General features: G+C 64.8%; 14 protein-coding genes. 10 read left to right on the top strand and 4 right to left on the bottom strand.

Annotation, left to right across the window (positions count from 1 at the left end):
- The first annotated feature begins 60 nt into the window (after nt 1–60).
- From AWB80_RS10565 to AWB80_RS10555, 3 genes are all read left to right on the top strand, one after another.
- Nucleotides 61–597, top strand: coding sequence for a hypothetical protein (locus AWB80_RS10565; protein WP_061174578.1), 537 nt, complete (start codon nt 61–63; stop codon nt 595–597).
- 227 nt (nt 598–824) lie between these two features.
- Nucleotides 825–1,091, top strand: a complete 267-nt coding sequence (locus AWB80_RS10560) for a hypothetical protein (protein WP_061174676.1) — start codon at nt 825–827, stop codon at nt 1,089–1,091.
- Nucleotides 1,092–1,282: 191 nt separating this feature from the next.
- On the top strand, nt 1,283–2,455 hold the full coding sequence (locus AWB80_RS10555; RefSeq protein WP_061174577.1) for a L,D-transpeptidase: 1,173 nt from the start codon (nt 1,283–1,285) through the stop codon (nt 2,453–2,455).
- A 17-nt stretch (nt 2,456–2,472) separates the two neighbouring features.
- Here the strand turns inward: AWB80_RS10555 and AWB80_RS10550 are convergent, their stop codons facing one another.
- Together AWB80_RS10550 and AWB80_RS10545 are read right to left on the bottom strand one after the other, a co-directional pair.
- Nucleotides 2,473–3,357 carry a DMT family transporter gene (locus AWB80_RS10550; RefSeq protein ID WP_061174576.1) on the bottom strand — a complete coding sequence of 295 codons (885 nt, stop codon included), beginning with the start codon at nt 3,355–3,357 and terminating at the stop codon, nt 2,473–2,475.
- 73 nt (nt 3,358–3,430) lie between these two features.
- Nucleotides 3,431–3,616, bottom strand: coding sequence for a hypothetical protein (locus AWB80_RS10545; RefSeq protein WP_061174575.1), 186 nt, complete (start codon nt 3,614–3,616; stop codon nt 3,431–3,433).
- Nucleotides 3,617–3,821: 205 nt separating this feature from the next.
- Here AWB80_RS10545 and phnS point away from each other — a divergent pair, with 205 nt between their 5' ends.
- The 5 genes from phnS (at nt 3,822) to AWB80_RS10520 (ending at nt 10,414) form a co-directional block, all read left to right on the top strand.
- Nucleotides 3,822–4,895 carry a 2-aminoethylphosphonate ABC transporter substrate-binding protein gene (phnS, locus tag AWB80_RS10540; RefSeq protein WP_061174574.1) on the top strand — a complete coding sequence of 358 codons (1,074 nt, stop codon included), beginning with the start codon at nt 3,822–3,824 and terminating at the stop codon, nt 4,893–4,895.
- A gap of 1 nt (nt 4,896) precedes the next feature.
- On the top strand, nt 4,897–5,958 hold the full coding sequence (phnT, locus tag AWB80_RS10535) for a 2-aminoethylphosphonate ABC transport system ATP-binding subunit PhnT (RefSeq protein WP_087131173.1): 1,062 nt from the start codon (nt 4,897–4,899) through the stop codon (nt 5,956–5,958).
- Nucleotides 5,936–6,865 carry a 2-aminoethylphosphonate ABC transporter permease subunit gene (locus tag AWB80_RS10530; protein ID WP_061174572.1) on the top strand — a complete coding sequence of 310 codons (930 nt, stop codon included), beginning with the start codon at nt 5,936–5,938 and terminating at the stop codon, nt 6,863–6,865. The genes phnT and AWB80_RS10530 overlap by 23 nt, the downstream gene beginning before the upstream one ends.
- A gap of 1 nt (nt 6,866) precedes the next feature.
- Nucleotides 6,867–7,691 (top strand): 2-aminoethylphosphonate ABC transport system, membrane component PhnV, encoded by an 825-nt coding sequence (phnV, locus tag AWB80_RS10525; protein WP_061174571.1) that lies wholly within the window; start codon nt 6,867–6,869, stop codon nt 7,689–7,691.
- A gap of 269 nt (nt 7,692–7,960) precedes the next feature.
- Nucleotides 7,961–10,414: a glycogen/starch/alpha-glucan phosphorylase gene (locus AWB80_RS10520; protein WP_061174675.1), complete on the top strand. Its 2,454-nt coding sequence runs from the start codon at nt 7,961–7,963 to the stop codon at nt 10,412–10,414.
- A gap of 16 nt (nt 10,415–10,430) precedes the next feature.
- Here the strand turns inward: AWB80_RS10520 and AWB80_RS10515 are convergent, their stop codons facing one another.
- Together AWB80_RS10515 and AWB80_RS10510 are read right to left on the bottom strand one after the other, a co-directional pair.
- A complete protein-coding gene (locus tag AWB80_RS10515; RefSeq protein ID WP_061174570.1) occupies nt 10,431–10,745 on the bottom strand; it encodes a hypothetical protein in 315 nt (104 codons plus the stop codon).
- 110 nt (nt 10,746–10,855) lie between these two features.
- Nucleotides 10,856–11,260 carry a DUF6232 family protein gene (locus AWB80_RS10510; protein ID WP_061174569.1) on the bottom strand — a complete coding sequence of 135 codons (405 nt, stop codon included), beginning with the start codon at nt 11,258–11,260 and terminating at the stop codon, nt 10,856–10,858.
- 261 nt (nt 11,261–11,521) lie between these two features.
- Here AWB80_RS10510 and AWB80_RS10505 point away from each other — a divergent pair, with 261 nt between their 5' ends.
- Both AWB80_RS10505 and AWB80_RS10500 read left to right on the top strand, forming a co-directional pair.
- Complete coding sequence (locus tag AWB80_RS10505; RefSeq protein WP_244206464.1) at nt 11,522–11,833, top strand: DUF6152 family protein; 312 nt, start codon at nt 11,522–11,524, stop codon at nt 11,831–11,833.
- Between the two features lie 2 nt (nt 11,834–11,835).
- A complete protein-coding gene (locus AWB80_RS10500; protein ID WP_061174567.1) occupies nt 11,836–12,327 on the top strand; it encodes a hypothetical protein in 492 nt (163 codons plus the stop codon).
- The last annotated feature ends 2 nt before the right edge of the window (nt 12,328–12,329 follow it).

Below are 12,329 nucleotides of genomic sequence, written 5' to 3'. Positions count from 1 at the left end.
CCTCCGATCATCTCAAAAACATGCGGCGATCCGCGGCCGCAATGAATAACACTCAGAGGCATGACTCGAAGGGATAACGGATTCGACGAGGAACCGAAGCCAGGCGCGGGCCGCCCCGGCCGGATCGCACGCGCGATGCTGGCGTATTGCTGCGCGACGCTCGCGTTCGTGCCAGGGCCGCCGCCGCATGCGCAGCGCGCCGAATGGCTCGATTCGCGGGTCACGCAGACGACCATCGTCGATACGATCTGCGTGCCGGGCTATGTCGATCGCGTGCTGCCGTCGTTCGAGATCCAGATGCGCCAGAAGGAGCGGCTTCTCAAACAGCGCAGCATCGATGCATCGTTCGCGTCGGAATATGCGCTCGATCACCGCATGCCGGTGCTGCTCGGCGGCTCGCCCAATTCGCCGGCGAATCTCGATCTGCGCCGCTGGGAAGGGCGCTCGGGTCAGCGCCGCAAGGAACGGCTCGCGGTCTATCTGAAGCGCTGCGTCTGCACCGGCGACATCACGCTGAAGGACGCGCAGTCCGCGATGGCGGGTGACTGGTCCAATCGCTACCCGAATCTGTCCAGCATGTCGTGCAGCGGTTTCTGACGATTGCCTGAGCGCATCTATCCGATTTAGAACATCTATTGAAAAAGACGGAATGTCGCAGCACGCGCGCGGTCTACGGGATTAGTATGGAGCTATCTCGAAATTAGCCGTGGAGCCGCCATGATGTTCGCCTATGTGTCCCTTTTCGTCGTCGGCACGCTTGCGGCGCGCCTCATCGTGAAGCAGCGCGCACAGCCCGCGCGCGTGCGCGCAAGAAGGTGACGGCGATGAACCTGCTCGTCTGGAACTTTCCCCAACGCTGCGCCGCGCGCGACGTGCGGCGGTTTCTCGAGCACGAGCTCGGCCAGTACGCGAGCGATATCGAAGTGCATGGCGCGGGCACGGCGCACGCCTACGCCATCGCGAAGCTCGCGATCGATGCGCCTTACATCGGCGAGGCGATCGCGCAGAAGCTGTGTCATCAGCGCTTTCTCGACGAACCCCTGCGCGCCCGAGCCTCGGCTTCCGGCGACGCGTCGATCCGCCTGCATTGACGTTTTCGCGTGTGTGCGCCGCGTGGCGCGACTGCCCGGAACGAACCTTGCTGATCCTTTTCTGACGAACGTCATGTAGCGGCGAAGCCGGTGCCTCGTGCGCACCGGCTTTTTTGTCGATGCGCACCTGATTCAGGCGCGCGTCGGGCCGTTCGAACCGGACACAAGGCACAAGCGGATCAATCGAATCGATGCATCAGGCAGGAAAGAACAGAACGAACAAGACGCCGTTTGGCGCAAGGTTTCTCGTCGGCGCAGCAGCGGGCGCGCTATTTTCGATCACGGCAGCGGTGCACGCGCAGCAGGCGGCAACGGTCGCGCAGGGCCACGTGACGGCGATGCCCGTCGCGCCCGCGGTTCCCGAACGCGCATTGCCCGCGATGCCGGTGCCGATGCCCGCGCCACCGACGTCGGAAGCGACGGCGGCTTCCGCAGCATCGGCGGCGAGCGCGGCGAGTGCCGCGAGTGCCGCGAGTGCCGCGAGTGCCGCGAGTGCGGCGTCGGAGGCGAGCGCGGCATCGGAGGCGGAGGCGCCCGAAGTGCCCTTGCCGCCGGAGTCGCCCGAGCCCAATCTCGCGCAGCGCGCCGATATGGCGCCGGCGGGCGCGTTTGCGATGCGGCAGACCTTTGCGAAGGAGGTCGACCGGCGGCTCGGCGTTTCCGCCGCGGATCAGCAGGTCTACGGCCGTCTCCTGCAACATACGCTCGATGAAGACGGTCACGGCGATCTCGCCAATGAGTTCGTCGTGCTGGTCGATCGCAGTGCGAACGTGCAGGCCATCTTCGTGTACTTCCGCGCGAAGCCGGGCGATGCGTGGTCGATGATCGGCGCGTCGCCGGTATCGACGGGCCGCCCCGGCACCTACGACCACTTCGTAACGCCGCTCGGCGTGTTCCAGCACGTGCCCGGCAACATGGATTTCCGCGCGGAAGGCACCTTGAACGAGTTCAAGATTCGTGGCTATGGCGCGCGCGACATGCGCATCTACGATTTCGGCTGGGCCGACGGCGAGCGCGGCTGGGGCAAGGGCGGCAAATCGCCGATGCGCTTCCAGATGCACGCCACCGATCCCGAGAAGCTGGAGCCGTTGCTCGGCATGCGGCATTCGAAGGGCTGCGTGCGCATCCCGTCGACGCTCAACGCGTTCTTCGATCACCACGGCATCATCGATGCGCAATACGAGGCGCGCGCAGCCGAAGGTCAGTCGATGTGGATTCTGAAGGCCACGCGCAAGGCGACGCCGTGGGCGGGCCACTATCTCGTCGTCGTCGATACGGATAGAAAGACGCGGCCCGCGTGGTCGCCCGGTCCGGGCAAGGCAGTACGGGCGCATATTCCGGCGGGTGCGGATTCGGTCGATTGACCTTGGCGGCCGACGCGCTATTTCGAGCGCGCGAGCAGCACGCCCGCGAGCGCCACGCCGAAGCCCGCGAGCTGCACCGCGCCCAGCGTCTCACCGAACGCGAGATAGCTTTCGAGCGCGGCGAGCGGCGGCGCGAGAAAGAGCAGGGCGGTGGCGCGCGATGCGTCGCCGCGCCTGACCATCCACACGAGCAGCGTCGTCGCGACGCCCGAGAGCATCACGATGCCCCATGCGAGCGAGAGCCATGTCGTCGTCGACGCGATGAAGCGATGCTCGCCGAGTGCGAAGACGAGCACGAGTGCGACGATCGCGGCACCTGCGTTCTGCAACGCGCTGGCGCTGCGGATATCGGCGCGTGCGAGCGAGGTCTTCTGATACAGCGTGCCCGCCGTGATGGCGAATACCGCGAGCACGGCGATCGTCACGACGATCCATTGCGGCGCATGTCCAGCCGATGCCGATCCGGCATGCGCGCCGCTCGCCGCGATTTTCGGCGCGAGCACGAGCGCCACGCCGGCGAGGCCGAGCACGAGGCCGCCCCACGCGCGTGGCGAGAGCCGCTCGCCGAAGAGCCGCGCGGCGACGGCGGCGGTCAGAAGCGGCTGGAGCGCGCCGAGCAGCGCCATGATGCCCGCGCCGAGACCCTGCGCGACGGCCCAGTAACCCGCGCCGAGATAGACGCCTTGCAGCAGCGCGCCGGCGAACAGATGGCGGGCTATGTCGCGGCCTTTCGGCCAGGGCGCGCGCGTGATTGCGGCGATCGCGAGAAACAGCAGTGTCGTGCCGGCGAAGCGCGCGAGCAGATACAGATTCGGGTCGACGTAAGGCGTGATCGCCCGCGCGACGATGAAACCCGTCGACCCGAGAAACACGAATACGGGCGCGGCGAGAAGCGAAACCATGTGGAGCGTGCGGCAAGTCGGAATGCCGCAGTATCGGGCCGATGGTGCTTGCTCGTCTTGTCTAACCGTGCACTCAGTCGATCGTGAAGGTGTCGAGTGGTTGATTGGCGCGTACCTCGCCCTCGAAGCGGCGCGATAGTTGCGCGTGCAGGCGCTTCGCTTCTTCGAGCGTGAGATCGATCCAGTAAGGGTCGCCAGCGGCGTCGTTCAGCCGCTCGGGTGGGAACTGGATTTCGATTACCACGCCTTTTTTGTACATCGCTGTGCCTCGTGCAAAGCGCTCTAGTCTAGCGGACGAGCTGGCGTGGATTGCCTACGCTGCGGAAAGAATATGTTGCGCCGGTTTGGGGTCATGGCGCTTGCTGACAACAACCCCAATTCACATCGATGTCACAGACCTCTGCAATTCTTAAGGGCTGAAGGTCGCCCCCGACCATCCACCCCGACGAAGAGACACCCAAAAAATGACCCGCACTTCCCGCCTCGCGCGCAACATCCTGCCGGCGTTCACCGCCGCATTCACGATGCTTGCCGCGATGCCCGCCCACGCCGCCGACGCTGTCGTCCTCTACACCGCCGATGGCCTCGAAAACCTGTACAAGGACGTGCTCCCCGCCTTCGAGAAGAAGGAAGGCGTGAAGGTCAACATCGTCACGGCGGGCAGCGGCGAAGTGGTCAACCGCGCAACCATCGAAAAGGATTCGCCCAAAGCCGACGTGCTCGTCACGCTGCCGCCGTTCATCCAGCAAGCGCAGCAAGGCAGTCTGCTGCAGCCCTACCAGAGCGTGAACTACAAGAACGTGCCCGCGATCGCGAAAGCGCAGGACGGCGCATGGGCCACCTTCGTGAACAACTACTTCTCGTTCGCGATCAACCCCGAAGTCACGAAGAACGCGCCGAAGACCTTCGCCGATCTGCTGCATCCGAACTACTCGGGCAAGATCGCGTATTCGAATCCGGCGACGGCGGGCGACGGCATGGCCGTCATCATCCTGACCTCCGCGCTGATGGGCGAGGACAAGGCCTTCGATTACCTCAAGTCGCTCGAACAAAGCGCGAAGTTCCACACGAAAGGCACGGGCTATCTCGACGTGCTGCTCTCGCGCAACGAGATCGCCTTCGCCAACGGCGACCTTCAAATGGACCTCGACGACGCCGCGAACGGCGGCCTCTCGATCAAGCCGCTGTTCCTCTCGCACAAGACCGGCGAAGCGCCGACCACGTTCCAGCTTCCGTACGCGATCGGCCTCATCAAGGGCGGACCGAATCAGGCTGCCGGCAAGAAGCTGATCGACTATCTGATGTCGTCGGATGTGCAATCCAAAGTGCCGGACATCTACGGCATTCCGGGCCGCACCGACGTGCCGCTCGCGGGCAAGAACGGCGAAGCCGTCAAGCAGGCGATCTCGGGCGTGAAGCTGATTCCGGTCGACTGGAACGAAGTCATGCAGAAGAAGGCCGGCTGGACCGAGCGCTGGAAGACCGAAGTGATCGGCAATTCGGGCAAGCAGACGGAAGTCGCAAAGCCGAAGTCGTAACGTGAGCGCCGTTCCCAAGGAAGCATTCGGCGTCGAGCAGACGCCGGGCGTGCACATCGATCGCCTGACGGTGCGCTTCGGTCAGCGCACCGTGCTCGACGATCTCACGCTGCGCATCGAGCGCGGCGAGTTCCTCACCGTGCTCGGCCGCAGCGGTTGCGGCAAGACCACGCTGCTGCGTTTCATCGCGGGCTTCGTCCAGGCCGATGCGCTCGCCGGCACGCTGTCGATCGCGGGCCGCGATCTCACGCACACACCGCCGCATCGACGCAATCTCGGCTTGCTGTTTCAGAGCTATGCGCTCTTTCCGCATCTGTCGGTGTTCGACAACGTTGCGTTCGGACTGCGCGCGCGCAAGTTGAGTACGGGCGAAATCACACGCCGCGTCGCGGATGCGCTCAAGCTCGTGCAGCTTTCCGATGCCGGTCACGTGATGCCCGCGCAACTGTCCGGCGGCATGCAGCAACGCGTCGCGCTGGCGCGTGCGCTCGTCATCGAACCGGACGTATTGCTGCTCGACGAACCGCTTTCCGCGCTCGATGCCAATCTGCGCGCCTCCGTACGCAGCGAACTGAAGGCACTGCATGAGCGCCTGCCGAATCTGACGATCGTGTGCGTGACGCACGATCAGGACGATGCGCTCGTGCTCTCCGATCGCACACTCCTGATGCGCGATGGCCGCATCGCGCAGCTCGGCGCGCCGCGCGAGTTGTACGACGCACCCAACGATGCGTTCGTCGCGCGCTATCTCGGTGCGGCGAATCTGCTGCCGCCGCGCGTGGTGTATCCCGTCGGCGATGCGCGGCACGACGAGCGCGAACGTCTCGCGTGCATTCGTCCCGAGCGCTTCACGATCGTGCCGCTGGGCGATGGCCCGTTGCATGGCACGATCGCGTCCGTCGAATGGTATGGCGCGGCGCTGTCGATTTCGGTCGCGCTCGATGCGTTGCCCGGCGAGCCCGTGCACGTGACGACGCAGCGCGGCCATTCACGCATGCCGGAAAAGGGCGCGCGCGTTTCACTTCGCTTCGAGGCTGACGATGTCGTCCTTGTTCGTTCCTGACAGCGTCGCGCGCGACGAAGGCCGCATCAGCGACGCCGATCTCTCCGCGCAATTCGCAGCCCACGCCGCACAGGCGCAGCGCCGACATCGCAAGGGCCAGTGGCATCTGCTGTTCATTCTCGTGTGCGTGCTCGGACCGCTCGTCGTCTATCCGCTCGCGCGGCTCATCATGTTGAGCGTGACCGGCCGCGACGGCTTCACGCTGCACGCGTACAGCGCTTTCTTCGGCAATCCGGAAACGCGCGGCATGATCGGCACGACGTTCGGCATTCTCGTCGCGAGCGCGAGCATCGCGTCGTTGCTGGGCGTCGCGCTCGCGTCGATGCTGTTCTTCAGGCCGTTCGCGGGCGCGCGCCTGCTTACGCGCTTTCTGGAATTGTTCGTCGAGTTTCCGTCGTTTCTCGTGGCGTTCACGCTGATCTTTCTTTATGGCTCGCAAGGTTCGGTGAGCATCGGCCTGCAGCGGCTCTTTTCGCTCGATGCGCCGCCGCTCGATTTTCTCTTCGGCATCGGCGGCGTGATCCTCGCGGAAGTGGTGTTCTATGCGCCGTTCGTCGTGCGCCCGACGCTCGCATCGTACGCGACGCTCGACATGCGTCTGGTCGAAGCCGCGAAAAGCCTCGGCGCCGATGGCTGGATGGTCGCGATGAAGATCGTGTTGCCGCTCGCGTGGCCGGGTATCGCGGCAGGAACGATCCTGTGTTTCCTGCTCACGCTGAACGAGTTCGGCATTCTGCTCGTGCTCGGCAGCGCACATCTGATCACGCTGCCGATCGCCATCTACAGCGCCGCGACCGTCGATCTCGATCTGCCCACCGCGGCGGCGGGCTCGGTCGTGATGCTGCTGATGTCGCTGTCGTTGTACGCGTTGTATCGACGCGTCGACCGGCGTGCGGGAGGCCGCTGACATGCAGCTTTCGATTTCGTCACGCTTCACGCCCGGCGCGTTGCTGCGCATCGCGTTCACGGGCTTCGTCGCGTTGCTGTGCTTCTGGCTCTTCGTGCTGCCGGTGGTCGTCGTCGCGCTGTCGAGCGTCGCGTCGCACTGGTCGGGGACGATGCTGCCCGATGGCTTCAGCACGCGCTGGTTCGCGCGTCTCGGTTCGAGCGATCTCGACGCCGTCATGACGAGTCTCGAAGTCGGGATGGGCGTCGCGTTGCTCGGCACCGCACTGGGTCTCTGGCTCGCACTCGCGCTGGAAGGGCGCGACCGGCGTGGCCTCGGCGCGCTCGTCGACGCCGTCGCGATGATGGGCAGCGGCGTGCCGAGCGTCGTGCTCGGGCTCGCGGTGCTGATCGCGTATCACAAGCGTCCGCTGGATCTGTCCGGCTCCGCTGCGATCGTCGTGCTCGTGCAACTCGCGCTCGTGCTGCCGTTCTGCTATCGCTGCGCGGCCGCCGCATTGCGCCCCGAACTCATGATCTTGCGCGAGGCCGCCGCGAGTCTCGGCGCGCCGCCGCGCATGGTGCTCGCGCGCGTGGTATTGCCGCAACTCGTGCCCGCGATCCGCGCGAGCCTCGCGCTCGGCTTCGCGCTCTCGCTCGGCGAGCTCGGCGCGACGCTGACCGTCTATCCGCCGGGCTTCGCGACCGTGCCGATCGTCGTCGTGGGGCAGGTCAATCGCGGTTACTATCTGCCCGCGTCGGCGTTGTCGCTGATCCTGCTGGCGGTCTCGCTCGCCGCGCTGTTGATGATCGCCGCGCGTGCCCCGCGCAGCGGAATCGCACGCTGAATATCGGGAATCCGAACTAAAATTCCAGACCGGGATCGTGCCCGGAACGCGGCCGCGAGCAATTCCCGGGCCGCGTTCGCGTTTTGGCCATGTCATACCAAAAAAAATAAAACTGGCGTAACCTGCACATTCAGGCACGGCCGCACCCGCATGACCGGAGGAATTCTCCCTCGGGAACAATCAGGGCAGGGCGCCATTTTGGGGCGTCCGATTGAACTCCCGTCGCGCTTTCGCGGTCGTTGCATATGTTGCCAACACCGGAGGTTCCGATGACATCCGTCGACCTGGAATTCGACCAGCTCAACAGCACCGTCGATGCGCTCAGGCGCTCCATCTCGAACCGCCTGATGTACGGCGTCGGCAAGGACGCCGTCACGGCGCAGCCGCGCGACTGGCTGCACGCCGCCGAACTGGCGGTGCGCGATCGCCTCGTCGCACGCTGGATGCGCACCACGCGGCTGCAATACGAACAGGACGTGAAGCGCGTCTATTACTTGTCGATGGAGTTTCTCATCGGCAGAACCTTCAGCAACGCGCTGCTCGCGCTCGGCATCTATGACGAGGTGCGCGATGCGCTGGCCGGCCTCGGCGTCGATCTCGCGGCGCTGGAGGAACTGGAGCCGGACGCCGCGCTCGGCAATGGCGGCCTCGGGCGGCTCGCGGCCTGCTTCCTCGATTCGATGGCGACCGTCGGCGTGCCAGGCTTCGGCTACGGCATCCGTTACGAATACGGCATGTTCCGCCAGACGGTGGTCGACGGCAATCAGGTCGAAATGCCCGATTACTGGCTGCGCGCGGGCAATCCTTGGGAGTTCCCGCGTCCCGAGGTCGTGTACACCGTGCATTTCGGCGGCCGCACCGTGCAGCACGAGGATCGCACCGACTGGATCGACACCGAGCACGTCAACGCGATGGCCTACGACACGGTCATCCCTGGCTTCGCCACGACGGCGACCAACACGCTGCGCCTGTGGTCCGCGCGCGCGACCGACGAGTTCGATCTCTCCGCGTTCAATCAGGGCGACTATCGGCGCGCGGTGGAGGCGAAGAACACCTCGGAACATGTCTCGCGTCTGCTGTATCCAGACGACTCGACGCAAGCCGGCCGCGAGTTGCGTCTGCGTCAGGAATACTTCTTCGTCTCCGCGACGATGCAGGACCTGATCCGCCGCTATCAGCGCACGCATACGCATTTCGGGCGGCTCGCGGAGAAGGTCGCGGTGCATCTGAACGACACGCATCCGGTGCTGGCCATTCCCGAACTGATGCGGCTGCTGGTGGACCGGCATCACGTGCCGTGGGACAAGGCGTGGAAGCTCATCCAGCAGATGTTCTCCTACACCAACCACACGCTGATGCCCGAAGCGCTCGAAACGTGGGACGTCGAGATGCTCGCGCGCTTGCTGCCGCGGCATCTGGAGATCATCTTCGAGATCAACGCGCAGTTCCTGAAGCAGGTGACCGAAAAGTTCGGCCGCGATGTCGAACTGATCCGCCGCATCTCGCTCGTCGACGAATACGGTCAGCGGCGCGTGCGCATGGCGCATCTCGCGATCGTCGCGAGCCACAAGGTGAATGGCGTATCGAAGCTGCATTCGCAACTGATGGTGCAGAACATCTTCTCCGATTTCGCGCGCATGTATCCGGAGCGCTTCACCAACGTGACCAACGGCATTACGCCGCGCCGCTGGCTCGCGCAGGCGAGTCCGTCGCTTTCGTCGCTGATCGACAAGCGCCTCGGGCCGCGCTGGCGCACCGATCTGTTCGAACTCGGCCGCCTGCGCGAATGGCGCGACGATCCGGAGTTCTGCAAGGCCTTCCACGAAGCGAAGTTCGCCAACAAGCTCAGGCTCGTCGAGCGCGCCAAGCGCGACGCCAACGCGATCATCAATCCGGAAGCGCTGTTCGATCTGCAGGTCAAGCGCATCCACGAGTACAAGCGGCAATTGCTCAACATCCTGTACGTGATCGTGCGCTACAACCGCATCCGCGAGAATCCGGAGCAGGACTGGACGCCGCGGGTGGTGATGTTCGCGGGCAAGGCGGCATCGGCGTACAAGATGGCGAAGAACATCATCAAGCTCATCAACGATGTCGCGAAGCGGATCAACGCGGACCCGCTCGTCGGCGACCGGTTGAAGGTGGGCTTCATTCCGAACTACGGCGTCTCGGTGGCCGAGCTCATCATTCCGGCGGCGGATCTGTCGGAACAGATTTCGATGGCCGGCACGGAAGCATCGGGCACCGGCAACATGAAGCTCGCGTTGAACGGCGCGCTGACCATCGGCACGCTGGATGGCGCGAACATAGAAATCTGCGATGCCGTGGGGCGCGAGAACATCTTCATCTTCGGCAATACGACCGACGAGATCGAATCGCTGCGCGCGGCGGGGTATCGGCCGCGGCAGATCTACGAGGAGAATCCGGAGCTTAAGCTCGCGCTCGACCAGATTCGCCTCGGGCATTTCTCGCCGGAAGAGCCGCATCGCTTCTACGACATCTTCCACACGCTCGTGGACTGGGGCGATCACTACATGGTGCTCGCCGATTTCGACAGCTTCGACAAGACGCAGACCGAAGTCGATCTCAAGTTCCGCGACAAGGACGCGTGGACCAAGAGCGCGATCGAGAATGTCGCGGGCATGGGCATCTTCTCGTCGGATCGCACGATCGCGGAATATGCGCGCGACATCTGGCACGTCGAGCCGTTGCAGGTGACCTGAAGCGCGCGTTTCGGCGTCAGCGCCGCGTGATGCGAATCACGCGGCCGAGCGTCGCGTTGGGGAACCATCGCGTGATCCTGGCGATCGCCGCGTTCGCGTCCACCTCGTCCGTTTCGACGTAGAGCGTCGTGCAGTCGTGCCGACGGCTCGTCGCGACAACGTGCGCGCGCACGTTCGCACCGAAAGCGTGCGTGAGCAACTCGCGCGCGGGCGCGGAGTTCAGTCCGGGAACGGTCAGATCGAAGGCAAGGCAGTGACGCGTTTCGCGACGGCGCGGCGAGCCGCCGTTGGACGCGTGGGGAAGAACAGGCAGATCGGAAGTGCGATACATCGATGACAGCCGCCCGATGGCGGCTCGAAGTGACAACGCATTCACTCTAGCGCCGCGCACCTAAAGGCGGCGATAAAGTCCCGGGCGGCGATGTTAACGCCGCATCAAAATCACGCCTGCGGTTTGGCGGCTGCGCTGGCCGCATGTTTCGCGACCGCATCGCCGACGAGCGCGGCCACTTTGTCCGCGAATTCCTGATCTTTCGTGATGAGCACTTCGCGCTCGCCGTCGGGTGTCGCGACCATCAATTGGAAGATCACGTCCTGCGTGATCCAGGTCAGGTAGCCCACCACGATGGTCATCACGCCGAGCACGAGCGCCGCGCCCGAGCCGGTGATGATGCCCGCGCCGAACGCGACAAGCCCGAGCAGCGCAATGATGACCGGCAGCGGCTTCTGGCGCGGAATCATCACGACGCGCGCGGTGCGCAGATCGCGCAACGGAATCATCTGGCCCGATGCCGACAGGCCGGCGCGCGAGAGCGTGACGCCGCGTTCGTTGAAAGGAGTATCCATGAGAGTTTCGCAGTCTCGTTGCGGCCGATGAAACCGGGGAGCGTACCAGACCGCGCGCGACGCAGGCAGATGCGCGATGTCGACCCGGTCAAAAACCGTGCGCTTTGCAGCAGCGCGATGGTGATTTTCTTTCATTTTGCTTGCGCAGGTGCGCACGGCCTTCCTATAGTGAACCCGATGCGACCGGCATTTCGCTGCGTCGCGGGGAAAACAGGGGATCACATGCGCATCCAATCATGCCTCTTGAGTGCCGGCGCCGCCTTGTTTGCAGTCAGTGCGTGGGCGCATCACGGCTGGAGTTCATACGATGCCGGCAAGGTCGTGGAGATCGAAGCGCCGCTCGTCGAGGTGCAGTACCGAAATCCGCACGCCGAAGTGGCGGTGGACTATCAGGGCGCGCGCTGGCATGTCATCCTCGCGCCGATCAGCCGGATGGAATCGCGCGGGCTGCCGGCGGGCGCGCTGTCGACTGGCAAAGTCGTCACGATCGAAGGCTATCCGCGCAGCGACGGTACGCACGAGTTGCGCGCGGAACGCATCACGGTCGACAGCAAGACCGTCGAGCTGCGTTAGCGATGGAGCTGGCGAGTTACGCCGCGGCGCTCGCTGCGTCGGTCGAAGCGTCGGCGCTCGCGATGTGGCTGCGCGGCTCGGCTTGGGGCTATCCGCTCGTCAATCTCATTCATCTGCTTGGGCTGACGCTCCTGATCGGACCCATCGGCCTGCTCGATCTGCGCTTGCTGGGCTTCGGCCGCCGGTTCTCCATCGCCGATGTTTCCAGCGTGCTGACGCCCTACGCGGTCGCGGGGCTCGTGATGCTGATCGGCAGCGGCGTGCTGCTCTTCAGCGCGGACGCATCGCCGCTGCATCGCAATCCACTGCTTCAGGTGAAGCTGGGCTGCATTCTGCTCGGTCTGGCGAACGCGCTGGCGTTCCGGCGAATCTGGGCGCATCGGCTCGCCGACTGGGACCGGCGTCCGCCGCTATCCGGGCGTGTGCAGGCGTTTCTTTCGCTGATGTTGTGGCCGATAGCCGGCACGCTGGGGCGACTCCTTGCGTACAAATGATC

The sequence above is a fragment of the Caballeronia pedi genome, assembly GCF_001544915.2.
Taxonomy (GTDB): domain Bacteria; phylum Pseudomonadota; class Gammaproteobacteria; order Burkholderiales; family Burkholderiaceae; genus Caballeronia; species Caballeronia pedi.
The sequence above is the reverse complement of the archived record's forward strand: the minus strand, read 5'-3'. Positions and strand labels throughout refer to the sequence as shown.